This window comes from Lysobacter sp. P5_C4 (assembly GCF_054049695.1).
This window is the reverse complement of record NZ_JBFULX010000006.1, coordinates 154,462-172,568: the sequence shown is the minus strand read 5'-3', so window position 1 is coordinate 172,568 and position 18,107 is coordinate 154,462. Positions and strand designations below refer to the sequence as shown.

Sequence of the window (18,107 nt, the reverse complement as noted above, 5' to 3'; positions counted from 1 at the left end):
ACAGTGCACCACGTATGCCGCGATGCCCTCGACGGGCGAGGTGCCGACCGCCTGGTGTGCTGGCTGTCGGCGCGCGTGCACGACGCGCGACGAAAGGTTTTCAACGCGTTGTGTCGCGCAACAACCAGGTGTGGTGCGCAGCGGTGCGTCGTGTTGAAGGTCCTTTTGCGGAGTGTTTGCTTTTCACGGAGTCAAAAGGACCTTCAACACGGCGTGCCGATGCGCCCAACTGGAGCCGACGAACATCCCTAAGCGCTGAAGCCCCTTCGAACCAAGTTCTCATCTTCTGAGACAACACACGCCTACAACATCGCCCGTCGCAAGGAGACGCATCGATGTCGGCACTGACGCTGTTCGAACACCCCGCACCGCCTGCCCCGCAACTCCGCGACGGCGGCCTGCTCGCCACCAAACTCGCCGGCAAACATGCCGCACTGATCACCGGCCACTTCCTGATCCCCGCACGCGAAGGCCGCTACGCAGACCTCCCCGACACACTCCCCGAAAAACTGGCGAACGCCCTGCGCACCCGCGGCGTCACCACCCTCTATGCACACCAACGCGACGCCTGGGATGCCGCACAACGCGGCGAACACCTCGTCGTCGCCACCCCGACGGCGTCCGGCAAATCCCTTTGCTACACCCTCCCCGTCGTCGCCGCGGCGATGACGAAACAAGCCAAAGCCCTCTACCTCTTCCCGACTAAGGCCCTCGCCCAAGACCAGGTCGCCGAACTCATCGAGCTCAATCGCGCAGGCGACCTCGGCCTGCGCACCGCGACCTTCGACGGCGACACCCCCGGCGACCAACGCCAGGCCATCCGGCTCAACGGCGACATCGTCGTCAGCAACCCCGACATGCTCCACCAGGGCATCCTCCCCCACCACACCAAGTGGGCGCAGTTCTTCGAAGGCCTGCAGTACGTCGTCATCGACGAAATCCACAGCTACCGCGGCGTTTTCGGATCACACCTCGCCAACGTCCTGCGCCGCCTCCGCCGCGTGTGCGCCTTTTACGGCGCCAACCCGCAATTCATCCTGTGCTCGGCGACCATCGGCAACCCGAAAGACCACGCCGAAACCCTGATCGAACACGATGTCACCGCGATTACCGACTCCGGCGCACCGAGCGGCGACAAACACGTGCTGCTCTGGAACCCACCGGTGGTGAATCCCGACCTCGGCCTGCGCGCCTCCGCGCGCTCGCAGAGCAACAAGATCGCGCGCACCGCGATCCGCGCGGGCCTCAAGACCCTCGTGTTCGCGCAATCGCGCACGATGGTCGAAGTGCTGACGAAATACCTGAAGGACGTCTTCGACCACGACCCCCGCAAACCCGCGCGCATCCGCGCCTATCGCGGCGGATATCTGCCGACCGAACGCCGCGAAGCCGAACGCGCCATGCGCGAAGGGCGCATCGACGGCATCGTGTCGACCTCCGCGCTGGAACTCGGCGTCGACATCGGCAGCCTCGACGTCGTCGTGCTCAACGGATACCCCGGCTCCGTCGCCGCGACATGGCAACGCTTCGGCCGCGCCGGTCGTCGACAACAAGCTTCGGTCGGCGTGCTGGTGGCGAGCTCCGATCCACTGGACCAATACGTCGTGCGCCATCCGGAATTCTTCTCCGCCTCCACGCCGGAACATGCGCGCATCGCGCCCGACCAACCGGTGATCCTGCTCGACCACATCCGCTGCGCCGCGTTCGAATTGCCGTTCCTGGAAGGCGAACGCTTCGGCCCGATCGACCCTGCGGTCTATCTCGAATTGCTCGCGCAGGATGGCGTGGTGCACGCCGAAGGCGGCCGCTGGGAGTGGATCGCCGACAGCTATCCCGCCAACGCCGTGAGTTTGCGTTCGGTGGCCGACGGCAACTTCGTCGTCGTGGATCGCACCGATGGCCGCCAGGTGATCATCGCCGAAGTCGACTACTCCTCCGCGCCGCTGATGCTCTACGAAGGCGCGATCCACATGGTGCAGTCCACGCCCTACCAGGTCGAACGCCTCGACTGGGAAGGCCGCAAGGCCTACGTCACGCGCACCCACGTGGACTATTACACCGACGCCATCGACTACACCAAGCTCAAGGTGCTCGAACGCTTCGATGGTTGCATCGCGGGCGCGGGCACGTCCCACCACGGTGAAGTGCACGTCGTGCGTCGCGTCGCCGGTTACAAGAAGATCCGCTATTACACGCACGAGAACATCGGCTACGGCCCGGTGACCTTGCCCGACCAGGAAATGCACACGAGTTCGCTGTGGTGGCAGTTGCCGCAGGAGACGCTCGATGCGCGGTTCGCGTCGCGGCAGGATGCGCTCGATGGCTTCCTCGGTGCGGCGTATGCATTGCACGTGGTCGCGAAGGTCGCCGTGATGGCCGATGCGGCCGACCTGCAGAAGGCGGTCGGCAGCGGCGACGGTGCGTGGTTCGCCACCGCCGACGGCCGCGGGCGCGGGCAGTTGCGCGGCACCGATGGCAGCGTCGGCGATCCCAACGTGCACGATCGCTTCGTGCCGACCGTCTACCTCTACGACAACTATCCCGGTGGCGTCGGTCAAAGCGAGCCGCTGTGGCGTCGCCAGCACGAGCTCGTCGTCCTTGCACGCGAACTCATCGAGCGTTGCGATTGCAAGGCCGGTTGCCCCGCGTGCGTCGGGCCCGTGCTCGAAATGCAGGAGTCCACCGTCGATTCGCCGCGCGCCCTCGCATTGCGTGTGCTCGGTGCGTTGGAGGCGGCATGAGCCTCACGCTCGACAAGTTGCAACAACTCAAGCGCCAAGCCGGTGGCGATATCGCACAGCGCGAGCCGGCACTAACTTCGCAGGCCCCGCGCGATGCGGGAAGAGGCGCGCTCGCGATCGAGCAACTGCGACAACTGTTGCGCGTGCGTGCGCCGACACCGATCGGCCCAGCGCCCTCCGTCGACCGCACATTGCCCGGCGTCGAAATCGCCCCCGGCCTGCACCTGCGCGAAGCGCTCGTCCCCGACGATGCGCTGCCCGAAACCTTCTGCGGCGCCTTCGACCGCAAGGACGCGCTCGACCCCGCGCGCATGCTGTTCTTCGATACCGAAACCACCGGCCTGGCCGGCGGCACGGGCACGCGCGCCTTCATGATCGGCGCGGCCGACTGGCACGGCGGCGCGCTGCGCATCCGCCAACTCACGATGCGCACGATGTCCGCGGAAACCGCGATGCTTGATGCATTCCGAACATGGGTCTCGCCCGACACGGTGCTCGTCAGCTACAACGGCAAGTGCTACGACGCGCCCTTGCTCGCCACGCGGTATCGACTCGCGCGCCAAACCAATCCCCTCCTCGGGTTACCCCACGTCGATTTGCTCTACCCGACGCGCCGACGCTACCGCGGCGTTTACGAGAACTGCCGCTTGGCGACCATCGAACGCCAGGTGCTTCGCATCGTGCGTGAAGACGACCTGCCCGGTTCCGAAGCGCCGGCCGCCTGGTTGTCGTTCCTGCGCGGCGGAAGCGCGCAGACGCTGCGCCGCGTACTCGCGCACAATCACCAGGATGTCGTGTCGCTCTCGCGATTGCTGCGTCACCTGAGTCTCGCACGCGTGCAAAGCTGAGGCTTGCCCCCATTCACCGAAAGCCGCGACGGACGGTCGTCCGTCGCGTGGCGATCGCGCCGTTCGACTGGCTGCGACTCCCGTCGCGATCACTCTGTAGGGGCACGACCATGGCAACCGATCCGCACCGCACGCGAAAGCGTGCCGCAGCCTTCCTCCTATCCGCCTTCCTCGCACCATCGGCCTTCGCAGCTGCGATCAGCGGCGCGATCTTCACCACGGACACCGACGGCAACGTCAACGTCAACCAGTACGAGGCCAAGGAAGACGTCTACCTCAACGGTGGGCCGACCAATGCGAACTGCGATGCCGCCGCGATCCCGGACGGCACGTATGTCTTCCAGGTCACCAATCCCTCGGGCAGCGTGATACTGAGCAGCGACACGATCGACCATCGCGAATTTACGGTCGTGGGGGGCGTGGCCCAGTCCGCGGTGGACCACCTTGTCGACACCGTCGACCCGCCTTGCGCGGGTGTACGGGTGCAACTGGCGCCTTATGACAACACGCCCAACAACGGCGGCGTCTACAAGGTCTGGATCACGCGCAAGTCGGATTACGAGGCCAACGGGAACACGTTCAAGAACAGCGACAGCAAGACCGACAACTTCCACGTCAAGCTGCCCGCCGAACAACCCGAAACGGCCGACCTGAGCATCTACAAGTTCTACGACGCCAACGCCAACGGCGAGTGGGATTCGGATGAAATCCCGCTGTTCGGCTGGCTGATGACGCTCGGCGACGGTGGCGCGGGTTCGGCACTGACGCAATCGCCCGACGGCATCGTGAGCATTACCGGGCTGGATCCCACGCTCACTTACTCGGTCACCGAAGGCCTGGGCGGCGGGACGTGGCATCAGTCCGCCTCCGTCGTCAACGGTACGCCGACGGCCACGCCGACCAATCCGGTCACGGGCCTGACGCTGACCGTGGGCCAGACGACGACCGTGGAGTTCGGCAACTACTGCGACTGCAAGAGCGGCGGCAAGCCGAAGTCCTGGTGGATTACCGCAACCGGACAGACGAAGGTCAACGACGGCGGCACGATGAACCCCGAGTTCAACGCGCTCAACCAGTTGAACCTGCGTTCCTCCAGCGGTAGCAACTGGAACCTGACCACCACGCTGGCCACGCCCACGCAGGCGCAGAACTGGGCGACGTTCGTCACCTGGGTCAACAACGCAAGCACTACGAACATGGCGTACGCGTTGTCCCGCCAGTTGGCGATCCTGCGGCTCAACATCGACGCCGGTTACGTTGGCGGGGCGAACTTCTACAAGCCCGCGAACGAGTCGATCACGGCCCTGCTGAACGAAGCGAATGCTGCGCTCCTCGCCGATGGCAACACGCCCCTCGGCGATCCCAACCGGGCGCCGCAGGAGCAATTGCTCGCGTGGATCACGCAGATCAACAGCGGCACGGTCACGGTGATCAAGCCCACGCCCTGCCCGTTCAAGTTCTACCTGCCACCGCCGACCTGATTTCCAGCCAGGCGCAAGGCTCCACCCCGCGGCCCCGGATGACACCCGGGGCCGCGACTTTATGCAGGGGGCGAATACAGGCATCCTGCATGCACTCCCGCAGGGGCTTGCCATGACCGGACACGACGCGCGCGACGACGGCGCCTCCACGCTGCCCCGCCACACCACGCCCACGTGGGAAGTCGAGCTGCTGATCTCCGGCGTCGCCGTGTTCGCGATGCTGCAACTGCCCGAATTGCTCGATGGCTACATCCTCGACTGGACACCGCGCCTGGTCGACCGCTGGGCGAAGTTGCTCTTCGTCATCTACGTCTACGCCAAGAGTGCGGCGATCATCCTGGCCGTCACCTTCGTCATCCACCTGCTGCTGCGCGCGCGCTGGATCGCGCTGGTGGGCATGTTGTCGATCTATCCGAAGGGCGTGGACTGGGACAACTTCCGCCTCGGCCCCAACGCGCGCGAGTTCGAAAGCAAGCGCCTGGGCCGGATGGAGGACGCGATCGACCGCGCGGACAACAGCGCGACGATGGTCTTCGCGATGGGCGTGGTGCTGGCCTCGATCCTGTGCGTGGTGACGCTGATCGTCGGTTCCGTGATCGCGGTGTCGTGGATGCTGGAAACCCGCCTGGGCCTGCACGCCAAGACGCAATGGATCATGTGGACGGCGGCGTTCGCGATGATTCCCTACGGCCTCGCGGTCGGCGTCGACCGGCGCTACGGCGACCGGATGCAGCCCGGCAGTTTCGGAACGCGTGCACTGCGCGGCGTGCTGGGCTTCTATTCGAAGATCGGCGTGGGAATGGCGAACAACCCGGCGCTCGCGCTGTTGTCGAGCCATCGCGGGCGGCGCAAGACGATCCTGTTGATCGCGACGATCTTCATGTTCGCCACGCTCGCGGCTTCGACGAGTTACTACATCGCGCGCAACCCCGATGCCTACGGCAGTTACGACGCCTTCCCCGACGAAGACGAACTGCCGTCGCGTTCGGTGGACCCGGCGCACTACGACGACCGCCGCGACCCGACCCGCAGCCCGATCGCACCGTTCATCCAATCGGCCGTCATCATCGGACCGTACGTGCAATTGATCGTGCCGTGGGTGCCCGACCGCGACGGCCCCGCCCTGGATGCACGCTGCGGCACGCTGCCGGCGGATGCGCAATTGAAGTGCTATGCCGAACGCGTGCGCCCGGTCACGCTGGACGGCAAGCCGATCGCACCGGTATTCGACATCGGCGAAGACGCACGCACCAACCGCCCCGCCCTCGTCGCCATGATCGACGTGCGCCAGCTGCCGCAGGGGCGCCACGTCCTGGGGATCACGCTGCCGCAGCGCGGCCCRCACGACGCCGCGCCCGACGCCGATTTCATTCCGTTCTGGCGGTGAGCGAAGCGACGCCACAGCGCAAGATCCTGCACGTCGACRTGGACGCGTTCTATGCGTCCGTCGAGCAACGCGACGATCCCGCACTGCGCGGTCGCCCGGTGGTCGTGGCGTGGCGCGGTGCGCGCTCGGTGGTGTGCGCGGCGAGTTACGAGGCGCGCAAGTTCGGCGTTCGCTCGGCGATGCCCGCGATGCGCGCCGAACGCCTGTGCCCGCAGGCGGTGTTCGTGCCGCCGGATTTCGTGCGCTACAAGGCGGTCTCGAAACAGGTGCGCGAAATCTTCGGTCGCCATACCGACCTGATCGAACCGCTGTCGCTCGACGAAGCCTATCTGGATGTGACGCACACCTTTACCGGCTTGCCGAGCGCGACCGCCACCGCGCAGGCCATCCGCGCGCAGATCCGCGAAGAAACCGAACTCACCGCGTCGGCCGGGGTTGCGCCGAACAAGTTCCTCGCGAAGATCGCGTCGGACTGGAACAAGCCCGATGGGTGTTTCGTCATCCGTCCGCACCAGGTCGAAGCGTTCCTCGCGCCCTTGCCGGTCGGGCGCCTTCCGGGCGTGGGCAAGGTGATGGAAGGCAAGCTCGCCGAACTCGGGGTGACGACGGTAACGGACTTGCGCACGCTCGGCGTCGCTGCGCTGGAGCAACGCTTCGGCCGATGGGGACGCCGCCTGCACGAACTGGCGCACGGCATCGACGATCATCCCGTGCAATCCGAACGCCCGACGATGCAGATCAGCGCCGAAGACACGTTCGAACGCGACCTGCGTTTGCCGGAAATGGAAGAACACATTCGCCGCCTGGCGGAAAAGGCATGGCGTGGATACGAGCGTGAACGCGCGCAACCCCACGGCCGCATTGCGCGCACCGTCGTGCTGAAATTGAAAACCGACGACTTCCGCGTCCTGACGCGCAGCCTCACGCCACCTGAACCGCCGAACGCCCTGGAGGCCGTCGCGGATATCGCGTGCGCCCTGCGCGAACGCGTCGATTTGCCTTCACGTACGCGTTATCGCCTCGTCGGCGTGGGATTGTCGGGCTTCATCGATGCCGACCGGCTGGCCACCGTGCAGACCGACCTGTTCGGCTGACCCGCCCGTCACGGGCGCGGCCCACACAATCAGGCCTCTCCTGAGCCCCTCCCCGTGCCGGCCGTCACCGTCCTCACCCTCAATTGCCACATGGGCTTCGACTTGTTCGGGCGCCGCTTCGTGCTGCCCGAGTTGCGCGAAGCCGTGCGCGAAGTGGGCGCCGACCTGGTGTTCCTGCAGGAAGTGCTCGGCGAGCATGAACTGCACAAGCGCCGGCAGGCGGAGTGGCCGGAGAAGCCGCAGTACGAATTCCTCGCCGATTCGATCTGGTCGCATGCAGCCTATGGCCGCAATGCGGTGTACCCGCATGGCCACCACGGCAACGCGTTGTTGTCGAAGTATGCGATCCGCGCGTACCGCAATTGCGACGTCACGATCACCGGCCACGAGGAACGGGGGCTGCTGCATTGCCAGTTGCACGTCGACGACGGCCCGTACTCGCTGCATGCGATCTGCGTGCACCTGGGCCTGCGCGAATCGCATCGCCAGAAGCAACTGCGGCTGTTGTGCGAGATCGTGCACGATGCGATCCCGCGTGCGGCGCCGCTGGTGGTCGCCGGCGATTTCAACGATTGGCGCGGTCGCGGCCATCCGATCCTCGACAGTTGCGGGCTCACCGAAGTGTTCCTCGCTTCGCAGGGCAAGCATGCGCGGACCTTTCCCGCACGCTGGCCGCTCTTGCCGGTCGATCGCCTGTATGTACGTAACGCACGCGCCACGGAGATGAAGGTGCTCACGCGCAAACCCTGGACGCACTTGTCCGACCACGTGCCGCTGATGGCCAAGGTGGCGTGGTGAGCATCGGCTGGCGACGGCCGCGCGCCCCGGGGCCGTGGCGTCCCGGCAATCGCGTGCAGCTGCTGGAAAACGGCGAGGAATTCTTTCCGCGCGCGTTCGCCGCGATTGCCGGCGCGCAGCGCGAGGTGATCATCGAGACTTTCATCCTGTTCGAGGATCCCGTCGGCCGCGACTTGCAACGCGCGCTGATCCAGGCGGCGAATCGCGGCGTGCAGGTCGATCTCACCGTCGACGGCTATGGCTCGCCGGATTTCTCGCCCACCTTCGTTTCCGAACTCGTGGCCGCCGGCGTGCGCGTGCATGTCTTCGATCCGCATCCGGGCTGGGCCGGGATCCGCGTCAACGTGTTCCGGCGACTGCATCGCAAGCTGTTGATCGTCGATGGCACGCGCGCGTTCATCGGCGGCATCAACTATTCGGTCGACCATCTGGCGGAAGTGGATCCGAAGGGGAAGCAGGACTACGCGGTGGAAATCGAAGGGCCGGTGGTGGGCGACATCCTGGCGTTCGCGCGAGCGGCGCTTGCGGGCGACGGGACGGGCCAGCGCTGGAAACATCCGGCGATCGAGCAGGCGCGCGCGCACGCAGGCGACGCGCAGGTCCTGTTCGAACTCCGCGACAACCGCCGTCGGCGCACCTCCATCGAGCGCGAGTACCGCCGCGCGATCCGCGAGGCCAAGCGCGAAATCCTCATCGCCAACGCGTACTTCTTCCCCGGCTGGGCGTTCCTGCGCGAACTGCGCCGTGCCGCGCGCCGCGGCGTGCGCGTCACCTTGCTCGTCGCCGCCGAATCCGACACGCCCATCGCGCACCCCGCCACGCGGACGCTCTACCGCCACCTGCTGCGCGCGCACGTGGACATCGTCGAGTATTGCGAGCGGCCCTTCCACGGCAAGGTCGCGTTGATCGACGGCGAGTGGGCGACCATCGGGTCGAGCAACCTCGATCCATTGAGCCTGGCGTTGAACCTCGAAGCCAACGTGTTCGTACGCGATGCGGCATTTGCGGCGCAACTCCGCGCCAGCCTGGATGCGCTGCGCCAACGGCAATGCCACACCGTCGACGCGGCCTCCCTCGGCAAACGCGGATGGTGGACCGGGCTCACGCGGCCGCTGTTGTTCCATGTGCTGCGGCGGTTCCCGCGTTGGGCGGGGTTGTTGCCCGCGCATACACCGCAACTGGTGCGCGTCACCGCGCCGGCGGACGCACCATGACACATCGGCGCACCTGGGTTGCGCCCGCGAAGCGCGCGCTCTTCGGCGTTTTCCTTTGCGGCGTCGGCTATTTGCTGTGGCACGCGGCAAAGGCGATCGACTGGCCTGCGGTGGGCGATGTGCTGCGGCATCTCGACGCCCGCACGCTCGCTGTCGCACTCGCGCTCACGGCCGCGAGCTTCCTGCTCTACACCGGCTACGACCTGGCCGCACGCCAGTACGCCGGGCACGACGTCCCCACCCCGCGCGTCATGCTCATTTCCTTCATCGCCTACACCTTCGCGCTGAATATCGGCGCGGCCGTCGGCGGCGCCGGATTCCGGCTGCGCATGTATGCGCGCGAAGGCGTGCCCATCGGGCGCATCACGCGCGTGATCGCGTTCTGCGTCGCGACCAACTGGGCCGGCTACTTCGTGCTCGCCGGTGCGTTGTTCACCAGTGGCGCGATCGTGCCCCCGGCCGATTTCCCCGTCCACGTCTTCGGCCTGGGGCCCGGCGCCGGCATGCGCGCGCTCGGCGTGGTGATGCTCGGCATCGGCGTTGCGTACGTCGTCGCCTGCCACACCACCCACGGGCGCGTCTTCCATGTGCGCGGTCATCACTTCCGCTTCCCCACCGCCCGCCTTGCGTTGCTGCAAATCGCGATGGCGACGACCAACTGGACCCTGATGGGCCTGACCGTGGGCTGCTTCCTCCCCCATGTGGGGGATGCCCAGGTCATCGGCGCATTGCTGCTGGCGGCGGTCGCCACCGCGATCGCACACATCCCCGCCGGGATCGGCGTTGCCGAAGCGGTCTTCATCGCCCTGCTCGGGGACCGGGTGCCGGCGCCGCAGTTGATCGGCGCACTGATCGCGTATCGCGCGTGCTACTTCCTTACGCCGCTGGTGGTGGCCACCCTCGCCTACGCGGGCCTCGAACTCGTCAGGCGGCCGTCTTCCACACCCGCGTCCGTTGCGAAGCAGTAGGGTCTGCGAAACGACAAGGAATCCGCGATTCACCGTCGAACCCGATGGACACGCATGGACCAGATGCCGAGCGACCCGCCGGGGAAGGCAACTGGCTGCGGCGCGTGCACGCGTTCGATTGGGCTGCCACTCCGCTCGGCCCGTTGACCAACTGGCCCCACGCGCTGCGCACCGCGCTGCAGTTGCACGAGACCGAGATCGACCACCTGCGCCGCCTGCAGAAACTGAGCACGCGCCTGGTGCGCGACGATGAGGATGAAGACCAACTGCTGGAAGATGTCCTCGGCGTGGCGGTGATCGTCGCCGGCGCGCAGAGCGGCGAGTTGCGATTGGTGCGCGAGGACGGCAGCCTCGATCTGATCGCCAGCCGCGGCTTCGAACACGGCCTCCCCGCTGCATCCGATGCGCATGACCACAGTGCGAGCGAAACCAGCGCGCTCGCCGAGGAATGCGCGACCAGCGCGCGCCGGTTGATGGTGGACGACGTCGTGCTGTCGCACTTCTTCGATCCGGACACGCGCAACGCCCTGGCGACGAGCGGCATCCGCTCGATCCAGGCCGCGCCGCTGCTCGCACGCGATGGGCGCGTGCTCGGCGTGCTGACCACGCACCACCGCGACGGCGTACCGGGCGAACGCGACCTGCTGCTGCTGGATCTGCTTTCGCGCCAGGCCGCCGACTGGATCGAACGCGCGCACGCCGCCGACAGACTCGAAGACAGCGAGCGCCGCATGCGTACGATCCTGCACCAGAGCGTCGTCGGCATGCTCGTCGCCGATGGCGAGGGCCGCATGACCTACGTCAATCGCTGTTGGTGCCGCATGCTCGGCTATCGCGAGGACGAGCTGGTCGGCAGGCACCTGGTGGAGGTGACCGAGCCCGAATCGCTCGACGGCACGATCGAAGCGCTGCGTCGCCTGGAAGGCGGCATGCCGAACCTCACGCTCGAAAAATGCTATCGCCGCAAGGACGGGACGACGCTGTGGGGCAGCGCGAGCGTGAGTGCACTGCGCGGGCCGGATGGGCGCTACGAAGGATTGGTGGCCGTCGTCATCGACATCGGCGAACACAAACGGCTGGAGCATTCGTTGCGCGACCAGGCCGATCGCCTGGAACTCGCGCTGCAGACGGGACGCCTCGGCACCTGGCACCTCGACCTGACCACGCTGGAAACGCAAGCGTCGGATCAATGCAAGGCGAACTTCGGCCTGCAGGCGCATGAAAACCTGGACTTCCATCGCGCCTTCGAAGAGCTGATCCATCCCGAGGATCGCGATGCAATGCGCGCCGCCCTGACGCAGACCATCGCCGCGCATGGCGACTACGACGCCGATTTCCGCGTCGTCTGGCCCGACGGCAGCGTGCACTGGATCGTTTCGCGTGGTCGTGCGGTCTACAACGCCGAAGGGCGCGCGGTCGCGATGACCGGCGTGAACTTCGACGACACCGAGCGCCGCGGCGCGATGGATCGCCTGCGCGAAAACGAAGCGCAGTTGCGGCGCACCGTCGAAGACGCGCCACTCGCGCTGTGCCTGCACGCGGACGATGGCGAAATCCTCAACCTCAGCCGCCACTGGACCGAACTGACCGGCTACACGAAGAACGATCCCGCCGTCCTGCAGGATTGGTTGCGACGCGCCTACGGCATCCGCGACGGCGAATTCCATGAAGCGATCGAACGCATCTTCGGCGTCGACCATGCGATGGTGCAGACCGACATCGAGATCGTGACCCGCAACGGCCAGCCGCGCACGTGGAGCCTCAATGCCTCTTCGCCCGGCCTGCTGAAGGACGGGCGGCGCTACGTGGTGGCGATGGCGCTGGACATCACCGAGCGCAAGCGCGCCGAAGCACTGATGCGCCGGTCGGCCGCGCGTGCCGCGTTCCGCGTGTCGTTGAGCGACCTGTTGCGGCCGCTGTCGGATCCGGCCGCGATCCAGTGCACGGCGGCGACCGCACTGTGCGAACACTTGGGCGCCGATCGCACGCTGTACGCGCAGATGTCGGACGACGGGCACGCGGTCAAGGTCCACACCGACCATTGCCGCGACGACGCATCGACCGCCGAAGCCGGCCATGAATTGGCGGCGTTCGGCGATGAAATCGGCCAACGCCTGCGCGCGGGGCGCACGGTGGTGCTCGACGACGCGAACGCCTCCAGCACGCTCGGGCAACCGCAGCGCGAGGCTTACGAGCGCGTCCAGGTGCGTGCACACGTCAGCGTTCCCCAAGTGAAGCGCGGCCGACTGGCTGCGTTGTTGAGCGTGCACCAGGCGACGCCGCGGCTCTGGGCCGGCGACGAGATCGCATTGATCGAAGAAACGGCGGAGCGTACTTGGGCTGCGATCGCGCGCGCCCGCGCCGAGGCCGCGGTGCGCGAAAGCGAGGCGCGCCTGAACGAAGAACTCGCCGATGCCACGCTGCTGCAAAGCATCAGCGCCGAACTCGTGCACGAGGAAAGCGAGGATGCGCTGTACGAAAATATCGTCGCTGCAGCGATGGCGATCATGCGGTCGCAATTCGCCGTGCTGCAGCGGCTGCATCCCGAACGCGGCAACGGTGGTGAACTGGAATTGCTGGCTTCGCGCGGCTTCACGCCGCAGTCGGCCACCGAATGGACGTGGATCGACGCCGGCCCTGCTTCGCAGAGTTGCAGCGCACAGGCGATGCGCGCCGGGCACCGCATGATCCTGGACGACCTCGGCCACCAGGTGTCGATGGAAGGATCGGCCGACCTGGATCGTTATCGCCGGACCGGCATCGCGGCCGTGCAGAGCACGCCCCTGTTCGCGCGCGATGGGCAGATCGTCGGCATGATTTCGACGCACTGGACGCGTCCGCACATGCCGGCCGATCGCGACCTGCGATTGCTCGACATCCTCGCGCGCCAAGCCGCCGACCTGATCGAACGCCGCCAGGCATTGGAAGACCTGCGCGCCGCCGATCGCCGCAAGGACGAGTTCCTCGCAACGCTCGCCCACGAGCTGCGCAATCCGCTCGCGCCGCTGCGCAACTGCCTGCACATCCTGCGCGCGACCGAAGGCGAGGACGCGCAACTGCACAAGCTGCACGGGATGATGGAACGCCAGGTCTCGCACATGATCCGACTGGTCGACGACCTGATGGAAGTCTCGCGCATCACGCGCGGCGAGATCGAGTTGCGCAAGCAACGCGTGACGATGCGCGACGTGCTCGATAGCGCCATCGAAACGAGCCGGCCGTTGCTCGAGCAGGCGAATCATCATTTCCATGTCGAGGCGACGGCCGAGTCCTTGCCGCTCGAGGCCGATCCGATGCGGCTTGCGCAGGTGTTCACCAACCTGCTCAACAATGCGGCGAAATACACGCCCGCAGGTGGGAACATCACCTTGCACGCCGTGCGGGACGGCGAGATGGTCGAAGTGCGCGTGCGCGACGACGGGATCGGGCTGGCGGCGGAGATGTTGACGCAGGTGTTCGACATGTTCACGCAGAGCGAGCATGGGCGCGCGCATTCGCAGGGCGGGCTGGGCATCGGGCTGACGTTGGTGAAGAGTCTGGTCGAGCAGCATGGCGGGACGGTGGAGGCGCGCAGTGGGGGGCTCGGGCAAGGCAGCGAGTTCGTCGTGCGTTTGCCATTGGCGCCGGGGGCGCGCATCGAAGAAACGGGCGAGTGGCCGGTCGTGCGGCATCGGCATGCGATGTCGATCCTGGTCGCCGACGACAATCATGAGAGTGCCGATTCGATGGCCTTGTTCCTGCAGATGCGGGGGCACGATGTGCGCACCGTTTACGACGGGCGGGCGGCATTGGATGCGATCGCGGAGCGGCGGCCGGATGTGGTGTTGTTGGATCTGGGGATGCCGACGTTGGATGGGTACGAGACGTGCCAGCAGATTCGCGCGATGCCGGATGGGGACAAGATCGCGGTGATGGCGACGACGGGTTGGGGGTCGGATGCGGATCGGGTGCGGTCGGCTGCTTGTGGGTTCGATGCGCATTTGGTGAAGCCGGTGGATCCGGGGATGTTGTTGGCTCGGCTGGATGCTTTGCATTGACTGCGCGAAAGCGCGCTCGGAAACCGATTTGCGCGTCGCCCGAACGTGATTAGTTCCAGATTTTTTTTGGAAAAAAATCTGAAACTACTCACGCTGGGGCATTACCTTGCGGGTCGCTTCGATCAGGGGCTTTCGCCCGAGCGTTCTTTGGGGGCTGCAAAGCAAGCTTTGCAGGAGACCGATCGTTGTTGGGCGTGCGCGTTCGATAGACTTCGGACATGGCCGCCCGCCCTCCCCTGGATCCCGAGCTTCTGCGCCGCTTGCTGCGCGCAAAAGATCGGATGGATGCCTCCTCGCACGAGGAGTGGCCCGTGCAGCGTCTATCGCAGGTGAGTGCGGTGTCCGAGGCGCATTTCGCGCGGTCGTTCAAGGAAGCCTTCGGTGTGCCGCCGCATCGTTACCTGCTCACGCGGCGCATCGAGCGTGCGACGTCGCTACTGCGGGACACCGATTTGCCGATCACCGACATCGCGTTCCAGACGGGCTGGAGCAGCCTGGGGACATTCGGGCGCACGTTTCGCGATATCACCGGCGAGAGTCCGGGTGCGCTGCGTGCGCGGGAGCGCGCAGCGTCGCATGCGCCGGAGGCCGTGCCGGTGTGTCATCTCAAGGCTGCGCAGCGGCCGAAGCTCACCATCGCAGTTTCGGAGAAGCGCCGACGTGAGGCGGGACGTAGGATCGCCGCACCTACCAAGGAGGTCACATGAGCCAGGGCGTCGGAGTTGTTGGAGTGTATGTGCGCGATCAGGAAGAAGCGCTGCAGTTCTATGTCGACAAGCTCGGTTTCCAGGTGCACACGGATGCGCGCAACGGGGACTATCGCTGGTTGACGGTGCAACACCCGGAGCAGCCGTCGTTCCAGTTGGGCCTGTTCGCGCCGCAAGCGTCGGTGCTGGATGAGGCGACAGCGCAGAGCGCGCGCGAGCTCGTCGCCAAGGGCGCGATGCCGCCGTTGGTGTTGATCGTCGACGACTGTCGCAAGGCGTACGCACGCATGCGCGACAAGGGTGTCGAGTTCACGCAAGAACCGACGGAGCGCTACGGCGCCGTGGACGCAGGCTTTCGCGATCCTTCGGGCAACGGCTGGAAGATGATCGAAGCGCGCAAGTAGGCGCGTTAACGAAAACGATCGGCTTCCTGCAAAGCTAGCTTTGCAGCCCCCAACAAGCGCCCGGGCGAAAGCCCCCTGATCGAAGCGACCCGCAAGGTAATGCCCCAGCGTGGGGAGTTTCAAATTTTTTTCCCAAAAAAATTTGGAACTTCACACGTTCGGGCGGCGCGCCAATAAGTTTCGAACGCGCTCTAATTCCGCCACACACGCACATAGAAAAAGCGGGCCGAAGCCCGCTTTCTCGTATTGCGAAACTGGCGCGCGGCGATTACTCGGCCGTGACGCCCTCGCCTTCTTCGACGGCCTTCATCGACAGGCGGATGCGGCCCTGCTTGTCGACCTCGAGGACCTTGACCTTCACCACGTCGCCTTCCTTGAGCTTGTCGCTGACCTTCTCGACGCGCTCGTTGGAAATCTGCGAAACGTGGACCAGACCGTCCTTGCCCGGGAGGATCGTCACGAACGCACCGAAGTCCATCAGCTTGACGACCTTGCCCTCGTAGATGCGGCCCGGCTCGACGTCGGACGTGATCTGCTCGATGCGCGCCTTCGCCGCCTGGGCTGCGGCGGCGTTGACCGACGCGATGACGATCGTGCCGTCATCCTGGATGTCGATCTGCGTGCCGGTTTCCTTCGTGATCGCCTGGATCGTCGAACCGCCCTTGCCGATGACTTCGCGGATCTTGTCCGGATGGATCTTCATCGTGAGCAGGCGCGGCGCGAACTCGGACAACTCCCCACGCGGCGTGGTGATGGCGTTGGCCATCTCGCCGAGGATGTGGAGGCGGCCGGCCTTCGCCTGCTGCAGCGCGACCTTCATGATCTCTTCGGTGATGCCCTGGATCTTGATGTCCATCTGCAGCGCGGAGATACCCTTCTGCGTACCCGCGACCTTGAAGTCCATGTCGCCGAGGTGGTCTTCGTCACCGAGGATGTCGGAGAGGACGACGTACTGCTCGCCTTCCTTCACCAGGCCCATCGCGATACCCGCGACCGGCGCCTTCACCGGCACGCCGGCGTCCATCAGCGCGAGCGAGGAACCGCAGACCGAAGCCATCGACGAGGAACCGTTGGATTCGGTGATTTCCGACACGATGCGGATCGTGTACGGGAACTCTTCCATCGACGGCATCACGGCGAGCACGCCGCGCTTGGCGAGGCGGCCGTGGCCGATTTCGCGACGCTTCGGGCCCATCATGCGGCCGGCTTCACCGACCGAATAAGGCGGGAAGTTGTAATGGAACAGGAAGTGTTCCTTGTACTCGCCGCCGACGGCGTCGATGATCTGGCCATCGCGCGCGGTGCCGAGCGTGGCGACCACGATCGCCTGCGTCTCGCCACGCGTGAACAGCGAGGAGCCGTGCGTGCGCGGCAGGATGCCGACCTGCGAGTTGATCGGGCGGACGGTGTCGAGCGCGCGGCCGTCGATGCGGACCTTCGAGGACAGCACCGAGTTGCGCATGGTGTTGTATTCGAGTTCGCCGAATTCCTTCGCGAAGTCGGCCTGCGTCCAGCCTTCGGCTTCGGCACGGCCCGTCAGCGTGGACCAGGTGTCCTTCTTGATCGCCGAGATGGCGTCCTTGCGCTCGCCCTTGTGGCGGATCTGGTAGGCCTGCGAGAGCTGCGTGCCGCACGCTTCCTGGATCGCGGAGATCAGCGCGGCGTTCTTGGCCGGCGCGGTCCACGTCGAGGGCTTGGTGCCGGCTTCGACGGTGAGTTCATTGATCGCGTTGATGACCTTCTGCAGCTCGCGATGACCGAACATCACGGCGCCGAGCATCACGTCTTCGGACAGTTCCTTCGCTTCGGACTCGACCATCAGCACGGCGTTGGACGTGCCGGCAACGACGAGTTCGAGTTCGCTGTCGACCAGTTCGCTCGTCGAGGGATTGAGGATGTACTGGCCGTTCTTGTAACCGACCTTGGCGGCGCCGATCGGGCCCTGGAACGGCGTGCCGCCCAGCGACAGCGCGGCCGATGCGCCGATGAGCGCGGCGATGTCGCCGTCGACTTCTGGATTCAGCGACATCACCGTCGCGATGATCTGGACTTCGTTCTTGTATTCCTCGGGGAACAGCGGGCGGATCGGGCGATCGATCAGGCGCGAGATCAGCGTTTCCTTCTCCGTCTGGCGGCCTTCGCGCTTGAAGAAGCCACCGGGGATGCGGCCGCCGGCGTAGAACTTTTCCTGGTAGTCGACGGTGAGCGGGAAGAAGTCCTGCCCCTCGCGCGCCGACTTGGCGGCGACGGCGGTGACCAGCAGTACGGTGCCATCGATCTTGACGACGACGGCGCCGGAGGCCTGGCGCGCGATCTCGCCGGTTTCGAGGGTGACCTCGTGCTTGCCGTACTGGAAGGTCTTGGTGATTTTCGCCACGGGTGTATTCCTTGGATGTTGCTAGCGGATGGACCTCAACCGACCCTTGCC

General features: G+C 65.9%; 11 protein-coding genes and 1 pseudogene. 11 read left to right on the top strand and 1 reads right to left on the bottom strand.

Going from position 1 to position 18,107, the window contains the following annotated elements; genetic code table 11:
- Positions 1-335 precede the first annotated feature (335 nt).
- From ACXJJ8_RS14620 to ACXJJ8_RS14570, 11 genes and pseudogenes are all read left to right on the top strand, one after another.
- Positions 336-2,741, top strand: a complete 2,406-nt coding sequence (locus ACXJJ8_RS14620; protein ID WP_499031486.1) for a DEAD/DEAH box helicase — start codon at positions 336-338, stop codon at positions 2,739-2,741.
- Positions 2,742-2,809: 68 nt separating this feature from the next.
- Positions 2,810-3,589: pseudogene (locus ACXJJ8_RS14615) on the top strand (ribonuclease H-like domain-containing protein); the annotation flags it as partial.
- 110 nt (positions 3,590-3,699) lie between these two features.
- On the top strand, positions 3,700-5,070 hold the full coding sequence (locus ACXJJ8_RS14610) for a hypothetical protein (protein ID WP_499031484.1): 1,371 nt from the start codon (positions 3,700-3,702) through the stop codon (positions 5,068-5,070).
- Between the two features lie 112 nt (positions 5,071-5,182).
- On the top strand, positions 5,183-6,457 hold the full coding sequence (locus tag ACXJJ8_RS14605) for a hypothetical protein (protein ID WP_499031482.1): 1,275 nt from the start codon (positions 5,183-5,185) through the stop codon (positions 6,455-6,457).
- The gene (gene dinB / locus ACXJJ8_RS14600) at positions 6,448-7,551 is read left to right on the top strand and encodes a DNA polymerase IV (protein ID WP_499031512.1); all 1,104 of its coding nucleotides are present in this window, start codon (positions 6,448-6,450) and stop codon (positions 7,549-7,551) included. The genes ACXJJ8_RS14605 and dinB overlap by 10 nt, the downstream gene beginning before the upstream one ends.
- Before the next feature lie 54 nt (positions 7,552-7,605).
- Complete coding sequence (locus ACXJJ8_RS14595) at positions 7,606-8,349, top strand: endonuclease/exonuclease/phosphatase family protein (protein WP_499031479.1); 744 nt, start codon at positions 7,606-7,608, stop codon at positions 8,347-8,349.
- Complete coding sequence (gene clsB, locus ACXJJ8_RS14590; RefSeq protein WP_499031476.1) at positions 8,346-9,563, top strand: cardiolipin synthase ClsB; 1,218 nt, start codon at positions 8,346-8,348, stop codon at positions 9,561-9,563. Before ACXJJ8_RS14595 ends, clsB begins: the two co-directional genes overlap by 4 nt.
- Entirely contained in the window at positions 9,560-10,531 is a 972-nt protein-coding gene (locus ACXJJ8_RS14585) for a lysylphosphatidylglycerol synthase transmembrane domain-containing protein (RefSeq protein ID WP_499031473.1), read from the top strand. The genes clsB and ACXJJ8_RS14585 overlap by 4 nt, the downstream gene beginning before the upstream one ends.
- Positions 10,532-10,674: 143 nt before the next feature.
- Positions 10,675-14,568, top strand: a complete 3,894-nt coding sequence (locus ACXJJ8_RS14580; RefSeq protein WP_499031469.1) for a PAS domain S-box protein — start codon at positions 10,675-10,677, stop codon at positions 14,566-14,568.
- A gap of 218 nt (positions 14,569-14,786) precedes the next feature.
- Positions 14,787-15,275: a helix-turn-helix domain-containing protein gene (locus tag ACXJJ8_RS14575; RefSeq protein ID WP_499031466.1), complete on the top strand. Its 489-nt coding sequence runs from the start codon at positions 14,787-14,789 to the stop codon at positions 15,273-15,275.
- On the top strand, positions 15,272-15,679 hold the full coding sequence (locus ACXJJ8_RS14570; protein ID WP_499031464.1) for a VOC family protein: 408 nt from the start codon (positions 15,272-15,274) through the stop codon (positions 15,677-15,679). Before ACXJJ8_RS14575 ends, ACXJJ8_RS14570 begins: the two co-directional genes overlap by 4 nt.
- Positions 15,680-15,947: 268 nt before the next feature.
- On the opposite strand, the gene pnp is transcribed toward ACXJJ8_RS14570, so the two are convergent.
- Positions 15,948-18,056, bottom strand: coding sequence for a polyribonucleotide nucleotidyltransferase (gene pnp / locus ACXJJ8_RS14565; protein WP_499031461.1), 2,109 nt, complete (start codon positions 18,054-18,056; stop codon positions 15,948-15,950).
- Positions 18,057-18,107 lie beyond the last annotated feature (51 nt).